20 protein-coding genes are annotated in these 24,974 nt (G+C 60.3%); 9 read left to right on the top strand and 11 right to left on the bottom strand.

Going from position 1 to position 24,974, the window contains the following annotated elements; translation table 11 throughout:
* Positions 1-141: 141 nt before the first annotated feature.
* Entirely contained in the window at positions 142-1,491 is a 1,350-nt protein-coding gene (locus ACESYO_RS06845) for a hypothetical protein (RefSeq protein ID WP_373209642.1), read from the bottom strand.
* A gap of 137 nt (positions 1,492-1,628) precedes the next feature.
* Between ACESYO_RS06845 and ACESYO_RS06840 the strand changes: the two genes are divergently transcribed.
* From ACESYO_RS06840 to ACESYO_RS06825, 4 genes are read left to right on the top strand one after another with little or no spacing between them, the layout of a single operon-like run.
* Positions 1,629-2,504, top strand: coding sequence for a carbohydrate ABC transporter permease (locus tag ACESYO_RS06840; RefSeq protein ID WP_373209641.1), 876 nt, complete (start codon positions 1,629-1,631; stop codon positions 2,502-2,504).
* Positions 2,501-3,352, top strand: a complete 852-nt coding sequence (locus tag ACESYO_RS06835; protein ID WP_346672681.1) for a carbohydrate ABC transporter permease — start codon at positions 2,501-2,503, stop codon at positions 3,350-3,352. The genes ACESYO_RS06840 and ACESYO_RS06835 overlap by 4 nt, the downstream gene beginning before the upstream one ends.
* A gap of 23 nt (positions 3,353-3,375) precedes the next feature.
* Positions 3,376-4,077: a hypothetical protein gene (locus ACESYO_RS06830; protein ID WP_058965167.1), complete on the top strand. Its 702-nt coding sequence runs from the start codon at positions 3,376-3,378 to the stop codon at positions 4,075-4,077.
* Entirely contained in the window at positions 4,043-5,200 is a 1,158-nt protein-coding gene (locus ACESYO_RS06825) for an ABC transporter permease (RefSeq protein WP_373209640.1), read from the top strand. Before ACESYO_RS06830 ends, ACESYO_RS06825 begins: the two co-directional genes overlap by 35 nt.
* Before the next feature lie 74 nt (positions 5,201-5,274).
* Here ACESYO_RS06825 and ACESYO_RS06820 read toward each other — a convergent pair whose 3' ends face one another.
* From ACESYO_RS06820 to ACESYO_RS06800, 5 genes are read right to left on the bottom strand one after another with little or no spacing between them, the layout of a single operon-like run.
* The gene (locus ACESYO_RS06820) at positions 5,275-6,270 is read right to left on the bottom strand and encodes an ABC transporter permease (protein WP_373209639.1); all 996 of its coding nucleotides are present in this window, start codon (positions 6,268-6,270) and stop codon (positions 5,275-5,277) included.
* Complete coding sequence (locus ACESYO_RS06815; RefSeq protein WP_373209638.1) at positions 6,267-7,775, bottom strand: hypothetical protein; 1,509 nt, start codon at positions 7,773-7,775, stop codon at positions 6,267-6,269. Before ACESYO_RS06815 ends, ACESYO_RS06820 begins: the two co-directional genes overlap by 4 nt.
* A 1-nt stretch (position 7,776) precedes the next feature.
* Positions 7,777-8,634, bottom strand: a complete 858-nt coding sequence (locus tag ACESYO_RS06810; RefSeq protein WP_373209637.1) for a carbohydrate ABC transporter permease — start codon at positions 8,632-8,634, stop codon at positions 7,777-7,779.
* Positions 8,628-9,473: a carbohydrate ABC transporter permease gene (locus tag ACESYO_RS06805; RefSeq protein WP_373209636.1), complete on the bottom strand. Its 846-nt coding sequence runs from the start codon at positions 9,471-9,473 to the stop codon at positions 8,628-8,630. Before ACESYO_RS06805 ends, ACESYO_RS06810 begins: the two co-directional genes overlap by 7 nt.
* A gap of 10 nt (positions 9,474-9,483) precedes the next feature.
* Entirely contained in the window at positions 9,484-11,802 is a 2,319-nt protein-coding gene (locus ACESYO_RS06800) for an ABC transporter substrate-binding protein (protein ID WP_373209635.1), read from the bottom strand.
* 152 nt (positions 11,803-11,954) lie between these two features.
* Between ACESYO_RS06800 and ACESYO_RS06795 the strand changes: the two genes are divergently transcribed.
* Together ACESYO_RS06795 and ACESYO_RS06790 are read left to right on the top strand one after the other, a co-directional pair.
* Positions 11,955-12,665 (top strand): response regulator transcription factor, encoded by a 711-nt coding sequence (locus ACESYO_RS06795; RefSeq protein ID WP_373209634.1) that lies wholly within the window; start codon positions 11,955-11,957, stop codon positions 12,663-12,665.
* On the top strand, positions 12,586-13,680 hold the full coding sequence (locus tag ACESYO_RS06790; protein WP_283128441.1) for a sensor histidine kinase: 1,095 nt from the start codon (positions 12,586-12,588) through the stop codon (positions 13,678-13,680). The genes ACESYO_RS06795 and ACESYO_RS06790 overlap by 80 nt, the downstream gene beginning before the upstream one ends.
* Position 13,681: 1 nt before the next feature.
* Here the strand turns inward: ACESYO_RS06790 and ACESYO_RS06785 are convergent, their stop codons facing one another.
* Positions 13,682-15,922, bottom strand: a complete 2,241-nt coding sequence (locus tag ACESYO_RS06785) for an ABC transporter substrate-binding protein (RefSeq protein ID WP_373209633.1) — start codon at positions 15,920-15,922, stop codon at positions 13,682-13,684.
* 110 nt (positions 15,923-16,032) lie between these two features.
* Between ACESYO_RS06785 and ACESYO_RS06780 the strand changes: the two genes are divergently transcribed.
* Positions 16,033-16,731, top strand: a complete 699-nt coding sequence (locus tag ACESYO_RS06780; protein WP_373209632.1) for a response regulator transcription factor — start codon at positions 16,033-16,035, stop codon at positions 16,729-16,731.
* Positions 16,719-17,996, top strand: coding sequence for a sensor histidine kinase (locus ACESYO_RS06775; RefSeq protein ID WP_373209631.1), 1,278 nt, complete (start codon positions 16,719-16,721; stop codon positions 17,994-17,996). Before ACESYO_RS06780 ends, ACESYO_RS06775 begins: the two co-directional genes overlap by 13 nt.
* 98 nt (positions 17,997-18,094) lie before the next feature.
* On the opposite strand, the gene msrB is transcribed toward ACESYO_RS06775, so the two are convergent.
* The 4 genes from msrB to ACESYO_RS06755 all read right to left on the bottom strand — a co-directional run bounded on the left by msrB (position 18,095) and on the right by ACESYO_RS06755 (position 24,335).
* Positions 18,095-19,066: a peptide-methionine (R)-S-oxide reductase MsrB gene (gene msrB / locus ACESYO_RS06770; RefSeq protein ID WP_373209643.1), complete on the bottom strand. Its 972-nt coding sequence runs from the start codon at positions 19,064-19,066 to the stop codon at positions 18,095-18,097.
* Positions 19,067-19,367: 301 nt separating this feature from the next.
* On the bottom strand, positions 19,368-21,713 hold the full coding sequence (locus ACESYO_RS06765; RefSeq protein WP_373209630.1) for an ATP-dependent DNA helicase: 2,346 nt from the start codon (positions 21,711-21,713) through the stop codon (positions 19,368-19,370).
* Positions 21,714-21,771: 58 nt separating this feature from the next.
* Positions 21,772-22,839: a hypothetical protein gene (locus ACESYO_RS06760; RefSeq protein ID WP_283128435.1), complete on the bottom strand. Its 1,068-nt coding sequence runs from the start codon at positions 22,837-22,839 to the stop codon at positions 21,772-21,774.
* A 272-nt stretch (positions 22,840-23,111) separates the two neighbouring features.
* On the bottom strand, positions 23,112-24,335 hold the full coding sequence (locus ACESYO_RS06755) for an IS110 family RNA-guided transposase (protein ID WP_087185407.1): 1,224 nt from the start codon (positions 24,333-24,335) through the stop codon (positions 23,112-23,114).
* Between the two features lie 283 nt (positions 24,336-24,618).
* Here ACESYO_RS06755 and ACESYO_RS06750 point away from each other — a divergent pair, with 283 nt between their 5' ends.
* On the top strand, positions 24,619-24,942 hold the full coding sequence (locus tag ACESYO_RS06750; protein WP_058965159.1) for a hypothetical protein: 324 nt from the start codon (positions 24,619-24,621) through the stop codon (positions 24,940-24,942).
* Positions 24,943-24,974 lie beyond the last annotated feature (32 nt).

Here is a 24,974-nt window from a genome sequence, read left to right as displayed (position 1 = left end):
TTCCACCTGTCTTCTTGTTTTCAAACAGAAAACCTGCTCTGGCCTGATTGCCAAAGCAGGTTTTTCTACAGGCTGAGGCCCTCGCGGGATATTTCCCGCGGGGGCCTTTTTCTATGGGCTTATCTGATGCCTGTGAATAGGTCATTCGTCCGCGTAGATCACGAATTCCTGCTGCAATGCTTCCAGTGTGAGTTCTTCGCTCTGGGTGCCCGCAAAATAGGGGGCACAAATCGTGAGATACCGCTCGAACCGCCGATCCACCAGAGTGATATCGGTCACGCTGTTCTGAAACTCCTCATAGCGGGCAATGGTGGAATCGCTGATTTCTCCCCACACAAAGCCGCCGGAAGGGCCGTAACGGTTGCGATCCCCGAGCATGGCGGCAAGGGCGGTTTTGCACACCGGCAGGCCCTGATCGGCACTGCTCAGCTCCCGGTAACCGGGGTTGGGAAAGTTTGTTTCCCAGGTCTGGACGTGCTCGCTGAGCAGGGTCTGGATCAGCTCCCGGGCCTGATCCAGATGGGTGGAGTTGGCCCGAACTCCCACATAGCTGGTGGCCATGCCAGTGACGCCGCCCTCCAGATTGGGAACCGCCGCAAAATACGGTTGGCTGTTTTGTGCGGCCAGCAGGCTGGCCTGCTCCAGAAACGGGTCATACAAAGGCATGCCGGTCCAGCAAAGAAACTCTCCGCCGGTGAGCCCTTCTTTCAGCGACGAAATCATCGGCTGGCTGGCCGTGCCGGACTGCATCAGCTGCTTTTGCAGCCGGAGCAGCTCAACAAAATCCGTCCGGTCAATGGTTTCGCTCAGATCGCCGGTTCCGCCTGCCAGAGGCAGGGCCCGGGCCAGACCGGAAAGCGCATCCTCGTTGGCCTGCCCGGCGGCATTGATAAGCTCCGGCAGATAGTCCAGCAGGGGAGAAGTGCTCTGAGCCACCCGGGCAAAGTTGTCCGCAGTCTGATCGGTGTAGCTCACGGTGAGGGGCAGGTAGCCCAGAGGCAGCAGGTACAGCGGCTCATTGTTTGTTTTATACTGCTCCAGCGCCGGGATCAGGGCTGCAAAATCTGCTTCACTCAACAGCTCGGTCAGATTGCAGAACAGCCCGGCGGTCTGGGCCTTGTGCAGATCCTCAAACAGATATTCACTGGAATCCGAGGGATTCAGCAGACTGTCGGTGCCGCGCAGCAGAAACACATCCGGCCCCTTGCCGGCCATGATCTGGGTGCGCAGTTGACGGATCAGCTGTTCGCGGCCTTCCGGATCCACCTGCGGGTCGGGCAGCCAGAGCATTTCAAACTGGGCGTTGGGGTAGTAGCGCACCGCGTAATAGTTCACGCCCTTCATCACATTGCGGTAGTCCCGCAGCTCGGCGCAGATGACCATCACATCCTCCTGCGTCGTTTCTTCTGCGGGCTGGGCCGTGCAGCCACAGCCAAGGCCCAAAAGCAGCCCTGCCGCCAACAGGCAGCTTACGATGCGGGTTCGTAGCATAAATCGAATCCCTCCCGGCACATGCCCAGCCTTTACAAAATCTGGGTGGTGTGCTATGCTGAAATGTATAGTACACTACTATGATAAACACTCAAAGCGGTTTTGTCAAAAGAAACCCGCAAAGGAGGGAAAACGGGATGAAAGGGTACAGCCGATGGAAACGGCGCCGGGCGCTGACCGGCTATGCGCTGGCCGCCCCGGTTCTGCTGGGCACGCTGGTGTTTTTTGCTCTGCCGTTTGGGCTTACGTTCTGGTATTCCCTCACTTTTGGCCCCGGCGGGCAGACCTTTGTGGGGCTGGATAATTATGCCTATGTGCTGAGCACACACAGCTTCCGTCTGGCAGCAGGCAACACCCTGCGCTTTCTGGGCCTGGGTGTGCCGTTGATTCTGGTGATAAGCATGCTGCTGGCGCTGGCATTGCAGAAGAAGTTCGCGGGCACAAAGCTGTTCCGCAATGTGCTGCTGTTTCCCATGGTGGTGCCGGTGGCAGGCATCGTGATGGTGGTGGATGTGTTCCTGGCCGAGCAGGGGGCGTTGAACGCGCTGCTGCAGGCCCTGGGCCTTTCCCCGGTGCGCTGGATGGAAAGCTCGGCAGCCTTCTGGGTGCTGATGGCTCTTTATGTGTGGAAGAACTGCGGCTACAATGTGATTTTGCTGCTGGCAGGGTTGAACATGATCCCGGAGGAGCTGTATCAGTGTGCCCGGCTGGAGGGGGCAAACGAGCGGCAGGTGTTCCGATACATCACCGCGCCCCTGATGCGGCCCACCGTATTCTTTGTGGTGGTGATCAGCGTGATCAACGCCTTCAAATCCTACCGGGAAGCCTTTCTGCTGGGCGGGGAGCATCCCCACACCAGCGTGTATTTTCTGCAGCATTACCTGAACAACAATTTCAATAACATGACCTATTCCCGGTTGTCGGTGGCGGCGATTCTGCTGTTTGCCGGCATGATGGTTCTGGTGGCCGTGCTGTACCGGATGCAGTCCGAGGACGGGGAGGCGGTTTTGTGAAGCGAAAGCGAAAAAAGCGGGATCGGCTGCTGGCGGTGCTTTTTGCGGTGCTGTCGGTAATTGTGCTGTTCCCGGCGGTTTATGTGCTGTGTAACAGCTTCATGTCCCCACAGGAAGCGGTGCAGCGATACGGTGCACTGGCCTCCGGTTCGGGTACGCTGGATCTGAGCCTTCTGCCCGGAACCTTTTCCGTACAGGGGTATGTGCAGGTGTTTTTGCGCCGCACCGCGTACTGGCTGCGCTTCTGGCGCACGCTGGCCATGTGCGGAGCAATCGTGGCCGGGCAGCTGCTGGTGAGCATTCTGGGCGGCTTTGCTTTTGCAAAATACTCCTTCCCGGGTCGGCGGTGGCTGTTTTACCTGTTGGTGGTGCTCATGCTCATGCCGGTGCAGGTGACGCTGGTGCCCAACTACATTGTGCTGGAACGGCTGAATCTGCTGGACAGCTACGGCGCGCTGATCCTTCCGGCAATGTTCCTGCCCTTCGGCACATTCCTGATGACTCAGATCTTCAAGTCTGTGCCGGATGAAGTGCTGCAGGCCGGCCAGATCGACGGAGCCGGAACCCTGACACTGCTGTTCCGGGTGCTGCTGCCTGCGGGCCGGGCGGGTGCGGTGAGCCTGTGTCTGCTCACCTTCATCGACGCATGGAATATGGTGGAGCAGCCGCTGGCCTTTTTGCGGGACAGTGAGATGTATCCCTTTTCGGTGTTCCTCGCCAGTACCAGCAGAGATGCGCTGGCCGTGGTCTTTCCCTGCGGCGTGCTGGCCATGCTGCCGGTGCTGCTGCTGTTCTGGTTCTTCAATGAGGAGCTGGTGGAGGGCATCGAGTTCACCGGCATCAAATAGGTGTCGCCCGGGAGGAAAACAGCATGAAACGAACAAAGAACAACAGGCGGCGTTTTGCCGTTTTTCTGGCGGTGGTGCTGGCGGCGGTGCTGTGCACCTCGGTCGCTTGGCTGGTGGAGTGGACGCTTGCGCCGCAGGTGGAGGCGGTATTTCCCACGCGGGGCAGTGTGAATGAGGAAAAATTCTTCACCGGAACGGTCTACCGCACCGAGGGCGAGCGCCCGGCACTGCGGATTCGTGTGCAGGCACAGGGCGAGGATGCGCAGATACTGCAAACAGCCTCTCTGCTGGCCTTCCCGCCGGAAAGCGAGATGAATCTGGTGGGTCTGGAGCTGGCCGGCGAGGAAGAGCAGACCGGCGACGGGGTGGTTCTGAAACAGAAAAATCCGCTGCCGGAACTGCCGGAGGGGCCGGTGACCATCCAGGCGAGAATTCTTACCGATGGCTGGTGTAAAATTCCCCTGTCCGCCATCCAGACGGGGGAGGATGGCTCCACCATGGTGATGAAGCTGGAGGAGCGATGGACCCCCTGGGGGAAGCAGAGTTATGCGTCGGCAGTGGCAGTAATGGTGACCGCCACCGACGCGCAGAGTGCGTTGGTGCAGCTTGGCGAAACCGGAGAGTTCCGGATTGCGGCTTTTGCGGCCGCGCCCATTCAGGATGGGGATTTGGTAAAGGTGGTGCTGCCGGGTGAATCGGATGAAAACGGGCAGGCGGAAAAGTAAAGGGGCGCTCATCCTGCGGGTGCTGGCCGTGCTGCTGCTGGCGGCTTTTGCGGCAGTGTTTGCAAGGCAGGTTCTGCTGTGCCACAGTGCGCTGGATTCCGTTCCCATGCTGCTGGAATACCCGGAGCTGGGCGAAAGCTCACCTCTCACGCTGGAGGTGCTCCAGCGCCGGGTGGGAGACAAGGCGGAAAACAGTGCCGCCTGGCAGGGAATGCTGGAAGCCGATCTTCCCGGCGGGTCACAGCAGCTTATTGCCCGGGTGGCCCTGTCCAACTGGGGGCAGGTGGCAGGTCTTGATTTTGTGAGTGGTGAGTTTTATCCGGCGCAGGCGGTATTGCTGCGGCAGTATCAGGCGGTGGTGCCGGAGGGGCTGGCCGCAGCAGGCGATACGTTCGCCGTGGAAAATGTGGAGTATACGGTATGCGGGGTGTACCGACCGGAAGGGGAATCTGCACCGGTTTATCTGAGTACCCATCCCGAACAGCCGAATAGCAGCCTTACCCCCACCCGGATGCTGCTGGCCCAGAATGATCGCCTTCGCCTGTCGGTATTGTACGATTTGCAGACAAAGGCAAACGATACCCCCAAAACGGCAGGGGTGGATCTGGGCGTCTGGCGGCAGCTGCTGCGTCAGGAGGTATATGGGGTGATTTTCTGCTGCACGGTGCTGCTCTGTGCCTGTGTGCTGCTGCGGGGATATGTGGGCCTCGTGCGGCTGTATGGCCGGTGGAACGATATGCTGTACGGCCGCAAGAGGGCGCTTGCGCTGCATCTGACACAGATCATTCTGGCAGTGGCGGCGCTGAATCTGGCCATCTGCGGGGTGAATCTTCCCGCCGAGCTGCTGGCCGGCCCGGCCGAAACAAATCCTATGCAAACATTTTCTGCACTGGCAGGGCAGAGCGATTATCTGGCACAGGCGGCGCGGTCGGCAAAGGAACTGGCAGTGCTGGGCCTTGCAGCGGTGCTGCTGTTTGTCGGTGCGGTGATCCTCTGGCAGCTGGCAGGCCACATAAAGCGGCCTGACCGAAACAGGAAACAATCTGCTTTTCCGGAAAAAGAGCAGGCATCGGCTCGCTGGCGCTATCATGCCCCGACGTGCCCGAAGAAAACAACAGACTGACAAAAAGGGAGACCCTTGCAAACAGGGTCTCCCTTTTTAACGGAAAAGAAATCGCCAGAGAAAAACAGAGCACATCAAGTCTCGGTGGCAGCGGGTCTGTCGCATTGCCGGAGCATGCAGCGAAGTGCCTCACATAAAACACATTGCAGCAGTGCGATTCCAACCTGAGCGATCAGCCTGGACTTGATTGCCAGATCCCGCCCCATACCGGGCGCCAGAAGGAATGCTTCCAGCTGCAAAGAGAGCGTCTGCGCCGTTTGCGTCCACCAGGAAAAATCGCTCCAGCGGGAAGGGGTAAGCCAGGAGGGCCAGACGGACAGAAGCAAAGGCAATGCCGATGCGGTGGTCAGAAGAACCGAGAACAGCGCAATGTCCCGGGCAGGAAAGGGCCAGTGGACGACGGCTTTCGCTCCGTGCAGAATCAGAACCAGAGCGGCAAATGCCAGCGGAAGCCAGGCCAGCCCGCGGCCAAGGGCGGCGCATAGCCCGGTGAAAAGCTGCCAGTCCGGCTCCGGCAGGCCGCTTTCTGTCAGCTGTGTATTGACCCAGGTGGCGGGAGACTGGCGAAAATCCTCCGTAAAAGGCAGCTCCACCGCCGTGAACCCGGCATCCTCGCAAGGGATCAGAGCCAGTGACCGGTTGCTTGAAAAAATGCCGCGCACGGTGTATTCTCCGGTTTCCAGCGTAACGCTGAGCCCCAGCACATCCTCACTGCCGAAGAGATCATCCGCAAGGGTGGTGGAAATTGCACAGCCGGAAAAATCCAGCGGAGCGGGTGGCTCGCCTGCACAATATTCTGCCCCCATAACCAGAAGCGCATCGCCCTGATAGTACAGCGCCGTGCACTGCGTCTGATGCAGGCTGGTGCAAAGCAGGCAATTGCTTTCTGCCCAGAAGGTAAGGCCGGGCTGCTTGTCCCGGGCGGTGCGAACCGTTTCGGCGGTGAGGGCCTGGCGATAGCGCAGGCTGACGCTTTGGCAGTTTTGAGCAAGTGCGTCAGCGTGGTTCATGCTGATGGTGGACGCAACCAGAAGAGCCAGCATCAGCAGCCCGATGATCACCCGCCTCATTGCGCAATCCTCACGGAGGAGCCGGGGCTGACAGCCCGGTCAGAAGAAGCGATCACGCTGCCGCCGATGGTGCCCTCCACGGCGGCGTACTGTCCGTCGCTGCCCACCTCCAGTACGGTAACGGGAACCCGCTGGGCCGTGTAGCTGATTCCGAAGGTACTCCGGTTTTCTTCCACGGTGAGAACGAAGCTGCCCTGTGTATCCTGCCGGATGGCAGATACGGGCAGGCAGGTGCCATAGGAGGTGCGGGAAAAAATCAGTTCGGCCTGTGCTGTGCCGGCCCGGAATCCGGCGGCATCTTCCGGAAGTACTGCAGTGACCTGAAACGCTCCGCTTTCGGTATCCTCAACAGCTGTGCGCACAGTCGCTTCGGTGAGTGAGGATCCCTGTACAATGGTTACCGATTGCCCGGCAGCAAGATTTTCCGCCTGCGCGGCAGGCAGAGAAAAGGCTGCAACCAGCTCGCTGTCCTCGCGGGCAATCCGCAGTCCGCCGGATTCCGGGCAGGGCTGCCCTTCCTTCAGATCACAGGTCAGCAGCTGTGTGTCCCGTTCGGCACAGATGAGACCATCGGTTTCCATGCAGGCAGTGAGCAGTGCGATACACTCCTCTGTGGAAGCAATTTCCAGCTGCAGCTGCTGTTCCTGCGCCGCATTGCTCTGCGCAGTCAGTGCGGCGGAGCTTTGCGCCTGCGTATAGTCGGATTCAGCCTGTGTCAGTGCGGTTTGCGCATCCTCCAGATTCCGCTGAGCGGAAAGCAGCGAATCCTCCCGGGCGTTCTGCGCCTGCTCCAGTGTCTGCCGGGCGGAATCCTCTTGCTGTGTGGCTTCCTCCAGCATCTGCCGGGCGGTGTTGAGCTCTTCCTCCGAGGGAGCCGGATCGGCCTGCTGCTGCATCTCTTCCAGCCTGCGAGCCGCCTGCTCCCGGGCTTGCTGTGCCTGTGTGAGTGCGGCATCCGCCTGATCCACTGCGGCCTGAGTACGGCTTTCAGCGATGGAACAGTCCTCCTGGGCGCGGGTCAGGGTTTGCCGGGCGGAATCAGCAGCGCTTGTGTCCGGTGCAGAGGAGACATTCAACTGCGCCAGTTGAGCCTTCTGCCGGGCAAGGGTGGCGTTGGACTCATCCAGGGCTTTCTGCAACTGCTCCTGATTCAGCTGCACAATGGCGTCGCCGGCCTTCAATGACTGGCCGGCAGAGGCATACAGCACATCTACGGTAACCCCTGCAGGAAGCGCAAGGGCTTCGCCTTCGCCGGCGGTGACGGTAGCGGAGGCGGAGGCCTGCTGCACAATGGTGCCCTGAGAAGGCAAGGTCAGGTTTACCTGCGGCATGGCAGCACCGGAAATTCCCCGGGATACCAGCGTGAGCACCAGCATGGCGGCGAAAAAACGCAGTGCGTACCGGCCGGGGTGAAATGCGGTGCCGGATGCACCCTGTGTGGATCCGGTTTCCTGTGTCTGGCGGTGCAGTGCAGGCACGGCTGTGATATGTTCAAGCAGTTTCATGTTATCCCATCCCGTCGTTAAGAGAGCCGGAAAGGCTGATTCCCCGCTCCAGATATTTCTGATCGGCCAGAAAGAGCAGCAGCGGGGGTGCCAGCATCATCAGGCTGGCCACCATGGCAAGCCCCAGATCCTCTGTGGTAATGTTGGAAAGGTAAAGGCTCAGCGGCCAGTTGGCTTTGTCCTTCAGGAACAGCATCGGTTGTTCAATGGCGTTCCATGCCTCGATGAATCCCAGCGTGGCCGCGCTCAGAATGGCGGGAAGCCCCAGGGGCAGACCAATGGAAACAAAGCAGCGCAGCGGCCCCGCACCGTCCAGTGCGGCAGCTTCCAGAAGAAAATCCGGAACAGCGTCGAACCCTTTTTTGATGATAAACACCGGAAAGGTGGAGAAGATGCCCGGCAGAATCACGGCAAAGGCGGTGTCCATTAAATGCAGCCGACTCAGCACCAGATAGTTGGGCACCATGGTGATCTGAAAGGGCAGCACCATCAGCACCAGATAAGCGCCATACAGGATCCGCCTTGCGGGAAAGTGCAGCTTGCTGAATACCCAGGCCGCCGGAGCAGCCACCAGAATCTGCCCCAGAACCTGGGGAAAGACCAGCCTGCATCCGTTCCAGAACATGGAGAAAAACACCGGTGTATCCAGCAGCAGCTGAATCAGCGGTTGCAGGGTTGGCCAGCTGGGCAGAACGCACCATACAGTGTTTTGGGTGCCGGAGGATTCCAATGCCGGCCCAAGGGTGGCCAGAAGTTCATCCTCCGGCGTAAGCGCTCCCATTGCCATAAACCACAGCACCCACCAGGTGAAGAGTGCCAGAAGGGTGAGCGCGGCAAAACAGAACATTCGTTTCAGCATTGTTTTCGCTTCCTTTGAAAAAGGTGTTTTCCCGCCATAAAAAGGCCGGCAAGCGCGAGCAGCCCGCCCACAATCAGCACGGCTGCCGCAGTGATGCGGCCCAGCTCCAGATTGAGAAACCAGTTGTTGAACAGGTGCTGAAGCAGATACATGCTTTCGTGCGGGTACTGCCCGGCCACAAGATAGGCCTCCCGGAAAACCTTGAAGCTGTTGATGAGGCTGAGCAGGGCGGTGAGCCCCAGAGTGGGGGCAAGACCGGGCCAGGTGATCCAGCGAAAGGTTTGCCAGCCGTTGGCGCCGTCCACTGCCGCGGCTTCGTATTGGGCAGTCGGAATGCGATCCAGCCCGGCCGCCCAGAGCACCATGTCATAGCCGCTGTTTTTCCAGAGATAGGTGGCGATAAGCACCCAGAAGGCCGCACCCGTGCCCATGAAATCCACGGGCTGGGCACCCAGTGCCTGCAGAATTGCGTTGATAAGGCCGGTCTGGGAAAACAGCACGTTCCACAGCAGAACGATGCTGGCTACCGGAATTGCAAGCGGAAGCAGAAAGCTGGTCTGATACAAGCGCCCGTACCGTCCTGCCGCTCGGGTCAGCAGAGCCATTCCGAGACTGAGGATAAGCAGTGCGGGAATACACACGCACAGGAACCGTGCGGTATTGAAAGCGGCAGTGCGAAAAGCGCTGTTGCTCAGCACCGACTGGTAATTGGCAAGCCCCACAAAACGGCGGCCGGGCGCGTCGGTGAAGCTGCGGCGGATCACCTCGGCAAAGGGGATCAGATAAAACACAGCCACACCGGTGAGACTGGGAGCCAGCAGCAGGGCTGCTGCCCGCACCTGAAGGCGGTCAGTTCTGTTCCGCGAGATACAAGGCCAGCGCATTCTCCACCCCCGTTTGAGCCTGTTCCAAAGTGGTCCCGCCTGCAATCAGCGCATTTGCGTTTTCCAGCAGGGTGTCGTATACGGTACTGTCGATCCGGGTCACCGGTGTTTTCAGTGCATCAATCAGCGCTTGCACATTGCTGAGAGCGGAATCATCCGTGCAGTTCCGGTGGATGCTGTTTTGCAGAGAGGCCGCCTGAACCGGCATGCCATCCTGCTGCCAGGTGCTTTGCACCTCATCGCCGAACAGGATGGACACAAACGCACCGGCTTCCTCCGGCCGGGTGCTGGAAACGGAAATGCCCACCAGTGTTCTGGGCAGGAAGGCGCCTTCGATCAGGCCGGGACGCAAGGCAACAGAAAACGAACCTTCTTCCGTGTGCACTGCCTGTACATAAGCGGGAGAGAGCATCTCGTCCCAGGCCATGCGGGCGTTGCGGGTGGAGAAGCATTCGTAGCTGCCGTCGCCGTAAGCAACGCTTTCGCTGGCATCAGAACCGCTTACCACGCCGTTGGAAATCAGGCCCTGATAACGATCCATGCCGTAGTAGCTGCCCACCTGCTGCACAAAGCGCAGCACGTCCCCCACCGCACTGCTGTTCACGCCGCTTTCCACAAGGGCCGGGGCGCTGGCTTCCAGTGCAAAGTCAAGCAGCTGTTCCACGCTCATAAAGCCCATGCCATAGGGTTCGTCCAACGGCTGGTAATACCCGGAGTCGGAGGCATCCCAGGCAGGGCGGGCAGGCAGGCTCAGCAAAAGCTGTGCCAGGTCATCCAGGGTTTGGGCGGCGGCCAGATCCTCCGGAGAGCCACAGATTACCGGGATGGAGAAACGGGCGGGCAGCACGCAGGCACTGCCGTCCCCGTTCAGAAAGGGGGCGGCCAGGTTTGCCTGCAGGGCGTCTGTGTCCACATAGGCGGTCAGATCGGCCAGAAGCCCCTTTTCCGCATAGGCTTCCCAGTCCAGATCATCCAGAATGATCACATCTGGCCCGGAACCGGCCAGCAGCGCGGCATTCAGGCTGGAGATGGCATCCTCGCAGGTCTCGGCACTGTCCTGCAAAGCGATTTCATAATTCACGGTGCAGCCGGGATGTGCCGCCTCATACAGGGTGATTGCCGAGCGCACGGTGTCGTTGTTTTCCAGACTCCACACGGTCAGGGAGGAGCCGGCAGGAGCTGCAGAAGCATCGGCATCCCAGTAATAACGATACACCCGGGGCTGCGATTCGCTGTTCTGCCCGTCCACAGAAGGCTGGTTTTCCAGAACGACCACCAGAAAACTGCCGTCCGGGCAGCGGAGCATGCCCCAGGGGGTATTGCTGGTGTTGGCAAGTACGGTGGAAGCTCCATCCACAATCAGCTCGGCCAGGCTTCCTCCTCTGGCCACCCGGTAAATGCCCTCCTGGGAAGCGTAGTAATAGTTGCCATCCTGATCGGAACAGGCAGCAAAGGCGGAGGGAGACGGCAGGTTTTCAAACACCACCGAAGAGCTGCCGTCCAGCGAAGTGTGCATCAGCTGAACCCCGCTTTCCAGATAACGCAGACTGTAAAAGGAATCGGGTTCGCCGGGATCCGGCACCATGCCGGAAATGGTGCTGCCGCCGAAATCGTTGGCCATGCCGGGCAATTCCTCACAGCTCCCGGAGGGAAGCTCCATCTTCCAGACCGTGATGGTGCGCATCATGCCGTTTTCGTCCACCAGCACGTCCGGCACGTCGCCGCTGGCGGGGGCCAATGTCAGGCCGAGCAGCAGCAGAGTGTCCTCGTCCACAGGCTGCGCATCGGAAAGCTCCACAAAGCTGTCGGGCAGAGTTATGGGCCGCAGGGAAGTGCTGCCCGCGTCCTGAATCCAGTAGCTGAACGCACGTTCTCCTTCTCCGGTGGTCACGGCGGTGACAAAGCAGCCGCCTCCGGGCAGAAGGCGGGTAACGCCGAAGGAATCCGCGCCTGTCTGCTGTGCCCAGTCGGTGGAAATTTGCTGCCAGGTAACACCGCTATCGCTGCTGGTCCAGAGAACGGCGGAGCTGTCGTCGCGTATTTCCAGCATTTGAATGGAGCCGTCCTCCAGTGTTACCATGCTGCGGAAGCTGCGTGCATTTTCACTGGGCGTCACATCCTGCTGCTGCCAGCTGCCGGTAGCGGCAGTGGTACTGCCGGAATCGGGGGAATCGGCAACAGAGGGAACGGGGCCTTCCCCTGAGGCGCACCCGACAAGCGATACACTCATCGCCGCCGCAGCGACCCATGCGGCAATCCGCCGAAAAAATATTTTTCTGTTCATGCTATGACCTTCCTTTCACCCGGTGGACGGGAGTATGGTTCTGAGTATACCGGGTAAAACTGGAAAAAAACCTGTAAAAGACAAGCCGCTTTTCCAGACTTCTTGAAGAAAGGGGGCGTATAATACAAAATAGAGAGCAGGAGGGGTAAGCCATGCGAATTTTACTGATTGAGGACGATGAAGCCCTGTGCACAGTGTTGCGCCCGGTTCTGGAAAAGGCCGGGTTTGGTTGTGATGTGAGTGCCAGCGGAACGGAGGGACTGGAGCTGCTGATGCACAATCCCTATGATGCCGCAGTGCTGGACCGGATGCTGCCCGGCATGGACGGGGTGGAACTGGTCCGTGCGGCCCGTCGCGCCCACTGTGCGGTACCGGTGCTTATGCTCACGGCGCTTGGCCGTGTGGAGGATCGGGTGGAAGGCCTGGATGCAGGCGCGGACGACTATCTTGCCAAACCCTTTGATAATCGGGAGCTGATCGCCCGTCTGCGGGCACTCTGCCGCCGCCCGGCGGAAACTGTGGAGACCCGGCTCTGCTGCGGGGATCTGACGCTGGATACTGCGGCCCTTTCCCTGACCGGCCCGGCGGGGATGGTGCGTCTGACCAGAAACGAGAATGCCCTGCTGGAAGCGCTGCTTCGCCGCCCCGGTCAGCTGATGAGCCGGGAAGTGCTGTTTCATGCTGTGTGGGGCGCAGGGGGCCGGGGCTATTCTGGAAATCCGGACGCTTCAACGCACCGACGGGCAAAGTCTGCTGGCCGCAGCCCAGGAGGTGGCCGGTCAGGTGGGAAAAGGAAGCCTGTCCGACAGCTGGCTGGACGAACAGGAGCAGGCTGCCGGCTGCCTGTTTTATCTGGAGGATAACGGCGTGCCTCTGGCACATGTGGAGCGAACCGGCGCAGCCGACCTGCTCACAGAGCAGATGATGGAGCGGTGCGCTGCGCTGCAGCCGGGCCAGAGCCGTGTGTTCAGCTACAAAACGCCGGAGGGCAAGATCTATCGCTGCGCGGCGTTGGCACTGGTGAGTGCCAATCTGCGTCAGTCGCCCCATCTGCTGCTTGCGCTGCGCAGCGCGGGAACGCTGCACTGGCAGATCGGGTGGACGGTGGCAAGATATGCAGCGCTCTGGGCGGGCGGCACGCTTGCGCTCGCTGCTGCCGGAGCATTGCTGGCTCGCATTGCACTGAAGCCCACAGAAGCCGCGCTGCGCCAGCAGAATGAATTTGTTGCCGCCGCAAGCCACGAGCTGCGCAGTCCGCTCACGGTAATCTGCAGCAGCCTGCAGGCGGCGGAAAATGACCCGGAGCGCCGGAACCGGTTGCTGGCCATAGCCCGGGCAGAAACTGCACGGATGCAGAGGCTGACCGAAGAGCTGCTGTTTCTGGCCGGGCAGGATGCACAGATTCTTCGCCTGCGGCTTCAGGCGATGGAGCCGGATACTCTGCTGCTGGAGGTGTGGGAAGCCTGGCAGGCCCCGGTGCGGGAGAGCGGCCGGACGCTTGTGGCAGATCTGCCGGAGGAGCCGCTGCCATCGGTGCAGGCGGACCCCCAGCGGCTGGAACAGATGTTCGGCATTCTGCTGCACAATGCACTGGATTACACGCCGGAGGGCGGGCAGATCCGGCTTGCAGTAAGGGCGCAGGGGCGTGCCGTGCGGTTTTCGGTGCGGGATCAGGGGCCCGGTGTGCCGGATGCGGATAAGCAGCGCATCTTCCGCCGCTTCGCCCGGGGCGAGAGCAGCCGCACAGGAAAGGAACATTTCGGCCTGGGCCTTTCCATCGCCCATCAGATTGCCGTTCTCCATGGAGGAAGGCTCTGGGTGGAGGATGCGCCCGGCAAAGGCGCGGAATTCTGCCTGGAACTGCCCATACAGCGTTGATTCACTGCTCTGCCAGGCGCAGAGCGGAGGCTTCTTTTACTGCGTCGCAGGCTTCGCTCTCGGTGAGGATGCCGTCATAAAGCTGGGCCGCAGCCTCGCGGGTGGCCTGCTGCAGCACTTCGTCGGGCAGAACCACGGTCAGACTGTCCAGCAGGGCGTTTTCGTCGTTGACGATGGCAAAGGGGTCGGTTTTGTTCACCCGGGCCAGTGCGGCGGAAAGACCGCTCTGTGTCACAGGGAGTACGTCCAGCCCGGCCGCGCTTTGCATCTCGTCACGGAGCATCAGCTGAATGAATGCCACGGCCAACTCCTGATTGTCGCCTGCGGCGGGCAGAGCGGCCGCGCAAAGCGGTTCAAAAACGCTGCTGCCGTCCACACCCGGCAGGGGGAAAAGGGTCACTTCCCCTGAAGAAAAAGTTGCGCGGCCGTTCGCATCCCGTTCCAGTGTGCCGAAGCCGATGGCCTGATCCGCGCTCTCCCAGCTTTCCGCAAACCAGCGGCACTCACCGTTCCAGAAGCTGTTCAGGTTACCGCCGCCGAAGCTGCTGTAAAGTGCTTCGCCGTCGGCAGTCTGCGAATCCTGCGCAGCAGCCTGATAGCTTTGTATGGTCTGCACACCAGCGGCGCGGGCGATTCGGTTCAGCTGGCCGGTGAAGGCGATGAAGGCATCCGGCTGGAAGCTGCCATCCTTCCAGATGGCGTCGGCGCTGGCCGGATAAAACAGATCGAACAGATGCTCATACAGCGCAGGGGAAAATACCATGCAGGGCGTTTGCTCGCGGTTTTCCTCCATGGCGGAAGCAATGCCGTTCAGCGTTTGCAGCCGCTCGTCCACCGTGCCGGGCCTTCCGCCGGTGATGTAGGCCCGCATACCGGTAGGAATGGCATACAGCCCACCCTCCCGGGTGTAGCTGGCCAGCACGTTGCTCCGCACATTGCTCCAGTTTGCCAGATCGGTCAGATCGGTGAGCAGTCCCTGCCGGATCATGGAGTCTGCGGAAAGGCCGTCCAGAATCAGCAGATCCGGCCCCTCGCCCGCCAGAAGCCGGGTGTTCAACTGGCGGATCACATCCTCCCGGGTGGCCGAGGTTCCCTCGGCACTGGTCATCCCCACCGTGTATTCCACCCGGATTTCCGGGTGCAGGGCGTTCCAGGCGGAAATGGTCTGGCGGATCAGGGCGCTTTCTTCCAGAGAGAAGATGGTAAGGGTGTTTTCCACGGTTCTGTCGGGGTCGTAAACATACCGGTAAAGTGTCTGCTGGCCGCTGCTCTGCACCACCAGCCAGAGCGAGCCGTCCGCTGCGGCGCAACCGAGAAAGACATCGGTGGAGGAGGGGCCCCAGGCATAGTCGCCGCCGTGCATCAGGATTTCCCGGGTGTTGCCGGACAGGGTATAATGGGAGATGACCCGTTCCTCGCCGTTTTCGTTGGAAAGATGGAAAAAGCCGTCGCCCTGCCAGTCCGGGAAGATGCGGCCCATGGGCAGGGAGAAACTGCCGGCTTTTTCAAAATCCGGCAGGGTTCGGGCCGGGGAGGAGTCATCGGTTCCCGACCAGATATAGCCGCTTCGCACAGCATCGGCCTGAAAGCTGACCCGGGACTGGCCGGCCTGCAGGGAATTGTCCGATTGGTTGACCAGCCTGCCGTCGGCCGCGAATATGGCCCAGCGGCCAATGTTGGCCTCCACATAGATCCATTCATCGCTGACGCCGGCCAGTGTGCAGAGTACACCCGGCTCGGCGGCATCCGAAGGAACCAGTTCACAGCCGGTGAAGTCCACCGGAACCGCGGTCAGAACTCCGTCCTCCACCCGCCAGAGCCGGAACGGCTCCTGCCCGCCCAGGGCCGATTGCCTTGCGGCCATCACATAAAGAACGCCGCGTTCGTTGGCGGCCATGCTGATCACATATACCCCGTCGGCACAGGCTGCGGCAAGCTCCGCATCCCAGCTGGGCTCCTGTTCCGAAACAGTGCCGTCCGGCTGGACGAGGTAACTTTTTGCGCCGCCCTGCCAGCCTTCCTGCCGGTAAAGCGCCTGCATATTCTCTGCGCCGTAAAGGGTGACGCTGCCGTCCCCGTTGGGAACGATACCGGTGCAGTAGAAGTCCGGGTCGGCCAGATCGATGCGTTGTTCGGTATAGCCGCCCGAGACCGGGGCTTCCTTCACGGTGGTGCCGCTGCAGCCGGTGAATATCAGGGTCAGGGCAGCAGCCAGTGCCGCTGCTCGGATTCGACGTTTCATACATTCGCCTCCTGTTTGGTTTCTGTACACAGGATACAGGGGGAAGGTCTAATTTTCGTCTAAAAAGCATTTAGACAGAAAATAGACCGAACAGATTTATTCTATTATATATGATTCTGAAAAGGGAGGACTCCGCCATGCAAATTCTGCTGGTCGAAGATGACCATATCCTGTGTGAATTTCTGGAACAACTGCTGCATCAGGAAGGCCATCGTGTGACGGTTTCCACAAGCGGCCCTGCCGGGCTGGAAGCGTTGCGCGCAGGGCCGTTTGACATGATGATTCTGGACCGGATGCTGCCCGGACTGGATGGATTGCACCTGCTGCAGCAGGCCCGACGCGAGGGATTCACACTGCCGGTGCTGATGCTCACCGCTCTGGGTGCGCCGGCGGACAAGGTGGAAGGTCTGGATGCGGGGGCGGACGATTATCTGGCAAAACCCTTTGACGCGGCAGAGCTGCTGGCCCGGTTGCGGGCGCTTGCCCGAAGCCGCAGCGGGGGATACGGAGTGCTGGTGCGCTGCGGTGACGCTGCGCTGGATGCGGGGGCCCGTCTGCTTACCGGCCCCGGCGGGCGGTGTGAGGTGTCCGGCCGGGAGGCTGCACTGCTGGCGTTTCTGTTCCGCAATGCGGGGCAGGTGTTGCCCCGGGAACTGCTGCTGGATCGGGTCTGGGGCGCGGACAGTGAGGTGGAGGAAGGCAATTTGAATAATTATATCTTTTTTGCCCGGCGGCGTCTGCTTCAGGTGGGCAGCCGGCTGCAGATTCAGACGGTGCGCGGGCTTGGCTACCGCGTATGGGAATGTTAGCACGGCTGCGCCGCCGCCTGACGCTGTTGGCTGCGGCGTTGACCGGGTGTGTGGTGCTCGCGGTGGCGGCGGTTTCCTTTGTGTTGTGTGCATCGATGTACACTTCCCAGCGGCAGGCCGCATTTGAAGCGGCCGTTGCCGGTTTGCGCAGCCAGTGGGAGACAGAGAATGCGCTGGATCTGAGCCAGACGCAGAACACGGCGGAGCAAAACGGACTGTACCTTTATTTTGAAGAAAACGGTCAGCCGCTGGTGATTTCCGGCCTGACCGAAAACGGCAGTATGGAGCAGATCCGACAGGCACTCCGGCAGGCGGGCTTTGATCCGGAGCTGCCGCCGCTCTTTTCCCGAACCGAAACCGCAGAGCTGCCCCATGTGAAGATTTCGAACCAGCCGGTGCGTCTGAGCGCCTGTAAACAGACCACCGGCGAAGGCTGGCGGATGCTGATTGTCTGGCAGCCGCTGCGCGCTGAGCGGCAAATTCTCTGGCGGGCTGCAGCGGCGTTTTTGCTGGTGGCGATGGCGGGCATCGGGGTGCTGGCAGCGGTTTGCTGGGTCGTGGCCGGGCGGGCCATTCGCCCGGTGCGGCAGGCCATGGAGCAGCAGAGAGAGTTCGTGCGGGCGGCAGGCCATGAGCTGCGTACGCCGCTGAGCGTGCTGCGGGCCGGGTTGGCGGTGTTACCGGGAGAAAAAGAAAGCGAGGCCCGGCGGCATATCAGTCTGCTGGATGCAGAGACCGCCCGCATGGGGCGCCTGATTGACGAGCTGCTGATTTTGTCCGGTGGAGGAATGATACAGGCCAGTCAGCCCCAATGGCTGGAGCCGGATACATTTCTGCTGGAGCTGGCAGAGGCATGGGAGCCCGCCGCGCACAGCAGGGGACGCAGGCTTCAGGTGATTCTGCCTCCGCAGCCGCTGCCGCCGGTTCAGGTCTGCCGGGAGGAGCTCGGCCAGATTCTGGGGATATTTCTGGACAATGCGCTGCGGTATTCCCCGGAGGGCAAGGCCGTTGAGCTGTACTGTGCCGCACAGGGCCGAAAAATGATCTGGGAGGTGTGCGATCACGGGCCGGGGGTTCCGGATCAGGCAAAGGAAGCGGTGTTCCGGCGATTCTGGCGTGCCGATGCCAGCCGGTCCAGCCGGGAACATTTCGGGCTTGGCCTTTCGGTGGCGCAGGAACTGGCCGGGCGCTGCGGGCTGCAGCTGGGTGTGAGCGATACCCCCGGCGGCGGGGCTACGTTTCGCGTGGAAGTGGATCGCTCATAGCAATCAGGTGGTTGTTCGGCTGTTTGAACGATCAAGTAAAAAGAATGCCCCGGCTCTTGAAAAAGAGCCGGGGCATTCTTGCGGGCAGGCAAACCTGCTTATTCTTCAAACAGATCCAGCAGATAGCCGTAGCCTTCCGCTTCCATTTTGGCGTATGGGATAAAGCGCAGCGAGGCGCTGTTGATACAGTAGCGTACCCCGTTGGGGGATTCCGGGTCTCCGGTGAATACATGGCCCAGATGGGAATCTCCGGAGCGGCTGCGCACTTCGGTGCGATGCATACCGTGGCTGTCGTCCGGCAGTTCCACCACGGCGGGCTCCTCGATGGGCCTGGAGAAGGCAGGCCAGCCGCAGCCGCTCTCGAATTTATCGGTGGAGGAGAACAGCGGTTCGCCGGTAACCACGTCCACATAAATGCCCTTTTCAAACTGGTTCCAGAACTCGTTGGCAAAGGGGCGCTCGGTGCCATTTTGCTGGGTGACCCGGTACTGCTCGCTGGTCAGCTTGTCCCGAATGGCTTCCGCCGCGGGCTTCTGGTAATCGCCCGGGTCGATGCGCAGGCTGGAAAACAGCCTCATTTCCGCAAGGGGAATGTGGCAGTAGCCGTTGGAGTTCTTTTCCAGATAATCCTGATGATACTCCTCTGCGGGATAGAAGTTCACCAGCGGGCCGATCTCCACCTTGAACTGGCTGCTGCGGCTGCGCTCGATCTCCGCGATGCGCTCCACCGTCTCCTTTGCCCTGTTGTTTGTGTAGTAAACGCCGGTCTGGTACTGGGTGCCCACATCGTTGCCCTGCCGGTTTTCCACCGTGGGGTCGATCACATAGAAGTAGGCCAGCAGCAGTGCGTCCAGGCTCACCTGTTCCGGGTCATATTCCACCCGCACCGTTTCCCGGAAACCGGTTTTCCCGGTGGATACGGTGGGGTAGTTGGCGTCGGCCTCGCCGGAGCCGTTGGCGTAACCGCTTTTGGCGTCGATCACGCCGGGGATGGACTGCATCAGCTGTTCGATGCCCCAGAAACAGCCCCCGGCCAGATAAATCACGTTTTCGGTGGATTCCATTTTCATAACCTCCTGTTCCGGTTCGCTTTGCGGCGAGCCGTTTTCACTGTTTGCGGGCTGCACTGCGGCTTCCGCCGGACGGCTGCAGCCGCTCAGCAGCAATGCTGTGGCAAGCAGGCTTGCCAATACCCTTCGGTGCATGGCAGGATCTCCTTTCCTTCCGGCGCGGTCGAAAGCGAATACACCGCTCCTGTACCGGGATGAATGAAATAATTATACTATAATGGTAGGAAAAAGAAAAGCCCCCTCTTTTCGTGATCCGCGGGGCAAAACCGCGCAGAAATCGCGAAAAGAGGAGGTTGGTTCATCAAACCGTCTCCCAGAAACCCTTCAATTGGTCTGCCAGCTGGGCCGGGCCGTAAAGCCAGCGGCAGTGGGACCAGTGGCTGGGGAAGAGCTGCCGGTATTCCGCCCGGCCAAAGCGGCTGTCGATCAGCAGCACCACGCCCTTGTCCTCCGGGGTACGGATGACCCGCCCTGCTGCCTGCAGCACCTTGTTGAAGCCCGGGTATTGGTAGGCGTAGGCAAAGCCGCTGCCCCGGCTCGCCTCAAAATAATCCCGAAGGATCTCCTGCCGGGGATTCACCTGGGGCAGGCCCACCCCCACGATGGCGGTGCCGATCAGCCTCTCGCCCGCCAGATCCACGCCTTCGCCAAATACGCCGCCCATTACGCTGAAGCCCAGAAGAGTCTCGGCGGCATCCGGCTGGAAGGCATCCAGAAATTCTCTGCGGGCCTGCTCATCCATGCCGGGCTGTTGCACCAGCGTACGCACCTCAGGAAACAATTCCTCGAACCGCTCCAGCACCTGGGTCAGATAGCTGTAGCTGGGGAAAAAGGCCATATAGTTGCCGGTGCGGCCCCGGCACATTTCATAGAGGTATCGGGCCACCGGTTCGATGCTCTGCTGCCGGTCTTTATAGCGGGTGCTCACGTCCGCTGCGCAGAAGAGGCCAAGATTTTCGGTGGGGAAGGGGCTGGGCAGAGCGGCGCAGCGGGCTTCGGCGCAGCCCAGAATGTCCCGATAGTAGTCCATGGGGGAAAGGGTGGCGCTGAACAGCACCGCGCCCCGGCCGCTGGAAAAGCTCTGATCCAGGAAGGCGCTGGGATCCAGACACAGCTGGCTGATGCGCACGTCGGTGCCGAAAGCCGCCATCTGGGTCACATAGTGGTCGTCGTACCGCTCGGCCACCCGCAGATAGGCCCGCAGCTCGAAGTAAAGGGCAAGGATCAGGTCGTGGGCCGTGCCCTCCCGGTGCTCGGTGAGCCATTCCTCCATGGGGCCGGTCACCCGGCCGATCACCCGGTTCAGGCCGGTGCGGGCCTCCTTTTCAAAGAAGGTGCGGTTTTCCGCTTCGTCGCACTGGCGGCGCAGCTCCACAAACTCGTCATTCAGCTTGCCCAGAGCGGTTTTCAGCTTGCTTTTGCCCTTGCCCAGCGCCTTGCGGGCTTCCAGTACCTGACTTTTCAACAGGCTGGCCGAGTGCATCTCCCGGGCCCGGTCCGGCAGATTGTGGGCCTCGTCCACCAGAAACAGGTAATCGCCGCCACTCTCGAAGAAGCGTTTCAGGCTGACCACCGGATCGAACAGATAGTTGTAATCTCCCACGATCACATCGCACCAGAGCGAGAGATCCAGCCCCAGCTCAAAGGGGCAGACCGTGAACCGCCGGGCCAGATCTTCCAGTGCGGCGCGGGTGAACTCGTTTTCGTCCAGTGCCTGCCACAGGGCGTCCCGGATGCGGTCGTAGTAGCCGTTGGCGTAGGGGCAGGCCTCCGGGGTGCATTCCCGCTGTTCCAGCATGCAGATGGTGTCCTTGGCGGTGAGGGTAATGCTTTTCAGGGCAAGGCCGGGCTGGTTTTTGCGCAGCAGTGCCAGCGCATCCTCCGCTGCCTGCCGGGTGGTGGTGCGGGCGGTGAGATAAAACACCCGCTCACCGCAGCCCTCGCCCATGGCTTTCAGGGCAGGGAACAGGGTGCTCATGGTCTTGCCGATGCCGGTGGGCGCCTGACAGAGCAGGCGGCCCTTGTCCCGCAGGGTTCGATACACCGCGCCCGCCAGCGTGTACTGGCCCGCCCGGTATTCCGAAAAGGGGAATTGCAGCGCTCGCAAAGCTTCGCCCCGGGTCAACTGCCAGGCGGCGGCCCGCTTGGCCCAAGGGGCATACCGGGTCAGCAGATCCAGCACAAAATCTTCCAGCTGACGGGCAGTGAATTCCCGGCGGAAATCCACCACCACCTCGTCGTCTACCTGGAAATAGGTCAGCCGTACCGCAATGGCGTCCAGCCCGTGCTGCCGGGCATAAATGGCCGCGTAAACCTGCCCCTGTGCCCAGTGTACCGGGTTCATGTCCTCGTGGATCTGGTCGCTGGGGGTGGTCACGGTCTTGATTTCATCCACCACGGTCAGGCCGTCCTTATCGGTGAAGATGCCGTCCGCTCGGCCATCCACCAGATAGTCCACCTCGGCTGCGGTGTATTCCTGCTTCAGGTAGACCTCGGCCTCGTAGCCGGGCCCGGCCTGCTTTTGCAGCCGCCGGTGGATGCGCGCGCCCTCGTTCGCCCGGTCAAAGCCGGAAAAGCGGCTGTCGATGCTGCCGGTCTGCAGAAGAAACTCCACCAGCTGCCGCACCGAAAGATGGATCTGTTCCATGAAAATGCCCCTCTCGTGATACAGACTGCATCTATTGTATCACAAAAGGGGCGTCCGGTCACGCAAACAGGGTCTCGGTCAGCCGGGCGGCGATCTCGTCCAGCTGGGAGAAATCCGCCGCCGTGCGATAGTAGCTTTCCAGTTCATCGTGGCTTGCCTTGGCCTGCCGCTGGGCCTCGCTGGCAAGCTCCAGCAGCTCGGCCGCTGCCCGCCGGTCGAACCGCAGCCGGGCCCGCTGGCCGCGCAGTGCGCCCTTTTCCAGAAAACGGGTGCAGTGCACGTTCTGCCGGCCGTCCAGATTCATGGGGTGCCAGGAATTGCCGGTCAAAAAGGCAAGGCGCAGCTCGGGAATGAACAGATGATCGATCACGCCCTCCCGCAGCGGGCAGGGGCAGGTGATGATGGAGTAGCCCCGTTCCAGCGCCATTTCCCGCAGCAGGGCCAGCGCCATCGGAGCCGCCGCGCCCTGCTCGTCGTGCAGCACGATGAATTCGCCGGCCAGCGCTTTTACCGTGTTCAAAAAGACCATCCGGCCCTTGGGGGTCACCGCGCTCAGCAGGCGAATGCTCTCGCTGCCGGGGTGATCGGTGCGGGGCAGTCTTCGGGCTCCCAGCCGGCGGGCCCAGCCCAGCAGCTTTTCCTCGTTCACCAGCGGCGCGGTGATGCGGCGGCTGTCCTCCAGAAGAGCAGCTGCCGCCCGGATGGATCGGCCTGCCTGCTCCTGCAAAGCGGAACACCGGCGGAACAGAGCCACGATCTCGCCCCGATGGGCGGTCAGATAGTCGTTATCCAGCACATGGTGCAGATCCACCACCTTCTGCACTGCGCCGGGGTAGGCAGGCTCCACGGTATGGGGAGCGGTGGCATCAATAATGGCTGCCCGGGGCTGAGAGAAGATCACACCGTCCAGGCTGTCCGGGTCGGAGGAGCAGTGAATCCGCTCCACCGGCAGAGGGCTGGCCTGCGCCAGACGATTCATCAGAGTACTTTTGCCGCAGCCGGGGCCTGCCTTGATCAGATACAGCGGCACCTGTTCCCGGGTATCAAGCCAGTCGAAGTAGCCCTGGAAGCCCTTTGGCCCCAGTGCGCCCATAAAGAAATCCACATGGTTTGAAAGCTTTTTCATCCCGCAACACCTCACTTTTTGGCCCATCCTATGCGGCAAAGGGCAGGGGTGTGCGGCCGCCGGCATTGCAAAGCGTTCTTCGGGCTGGTATAATCAGAAAGAACAATTTGTCGAAACGGCGCAAAAGCCGATTTTCAAAATGAGTCCTGCAACAAAAGTCAATAGATGAAATAAAAAAAGTCCCGCAAATTTTGCGAGGCTAAAAAAGGTACAACAAACCAGACCGGAGAGAAAGCATCTCGCCAGCCGGAAAGAAATTCGGTTGTTAAAGATTACGATTGCTTAGCAGGTTCTGTATCAAAGGCCTCCAGGCATTCTTTCACGCGGGCGTAGTAGATGCGCAGGAACTTGTTCTGAGCGGCAGTCATGTAGACAAAGTAGGGCTTGCCCTCTGCGCGTTTCTTATCAAGGAACTGGTACACCGGCTCATCCGCTGGAGACTTTTTCAGGTATGTGCAGATGATTTGGTAGAGTGTTTTACGCAAATGTGGTGAGCCTCGCTTTGTGGTGGGAACGCTCTTTGCGCTGTGCTTGCCGGATTCATCCACGCCGGGATCAACACCTGCAAAGCCCACGATGGAGCTGCGGCGCGGGAAACGGCGCACATCTCCAATTTCGGCCATAAGCTGCGCGGCAGTTATTTTCCCAACGCCGTACATGGCGCACACGGTTTCGTATTCTGGAAGTTGGGATGCAAGCCGCGTCATTTCCGCCCGCAGAGTGGCCAGCGTGGTCTTTCCCGCCAGAAGTTGTTGAGCAGCCGTGACAATGAGCAGCTTTGTGTTCTCGTTTTTCGGCAGTGTCGTAAAATGGCCACAGCTTCCGGCGTAAATGTCCAGCGCCTTCTCTGCACTGAAATGGTATCCCTTGCGTTTGCACCACTTCTGGTAACGTTCTGTAAACGCCTTTTCGCTGGCACGGCAGATGCAATCGCAATGCCAGAAGGTCATGACAAAATCCACCCATTTCTGGTGGCCGTCAGCACGCTCTGGGCTGGAGAAAAGCTCGTTTACACCGGGAAAGGTCTTGTCGGTCAGCGAAATGAGATTGTTTTGCAGCGACACCACTGTTTTCATGTAGAGATTGTATTGGCGGCTGCACAGCTTCAGTTGTTGTCTAATCGTATCCATGGGAGTATATTCCCGCAGATCCACCCAGTTGTCAAGGCCATACTTTGCAATCTTCAGAGCGTCAGCCTTGTCGGTCTTGACCTTGCGGATGGAGCCGCCGCCGCTCTGCTTGATGAGCAGCGGATTCAGGACGCAGACGTAGATCCCGTACTCATGTAGTGCTGCCGCTACCGGTTCGTGGTAACGGCCTGTGGATTCCATGATGACGCGGGTATCTTCGCCCAATGCGACGATGGCGCCAGCCATCTGCTCCAAACCAACTTCGGTATGGAGAAATTCCTGTGGCAGAAATGCCACTTCACCCATTGGCCGCAGGGCAGCCACCGTGCTTTTCCCTTTGGAAATGTCGATCCCTACTGCGTTCATTTTGCTCCTCCTTCTGATTGGATATGGCTTTCCGCCGTTTACTCATCGCCTGTTCAATCTCCTGGGTGACGCGAACGCACCGCAAATCGGTGGTACAACCTGCGCAAATCGAATGCTGCGAATGAGAGAGGCGGCTGACGGACTCATTTACGGGCGTGTCGGCCCAAGGTGAGCTATGTCAGGCAATTTGCTCTCCCATTCTAACAGCTTCGGCTTTGAGATGGAAAAAGACGCGGCTGGCTGCCGCGCCTTGAACCGTAACTTTATTGTAGGAGGTGGATTTATGGATCGTAAAGCAACGAACATTGTGGCATACATCACGCTGGTGGGCTGGCTGCTGGCTTATTTTGTGGGCGACCGGTACAATTCCCGGTTTCATCTGAATCAGGCGCTGGTGCTGAACCTGTTTTTCCTGGTGCTGCGGGTGGTTTCGTCGGTGGTGAGCTGGGTTCTGGGCTGGATTCCGCTGGTGGGCTGGATCGTAATGCTGGCGGTAAATGTGGTAAGCCTGCTGGGGCTGGTGCTCTGGATTCTGGGTCTGGTTTATGCCGTGCAGGACAAGGAGCAGCCGGTTCCTCTGCTGGGCTACATTCATCTGCTGCGCTGAGAAAAATTCCGGGAATTCCCTCTTGACAAGCA

This window comes from Allofournierella massiliensis (genome assembly GCF_964241245.1).
GTDB classification, from domain to species: domain Bacteria; phylum Bacillota; class Clostridia; order Oscillospirales; family Ruminococcaceae; genus Allofournierella; species Allofournierella massiliensis.
Note: the sequence above shows the minus strand (reverse complement) of the source record. Positions and strands in the feature narration are given on the sequence as shown.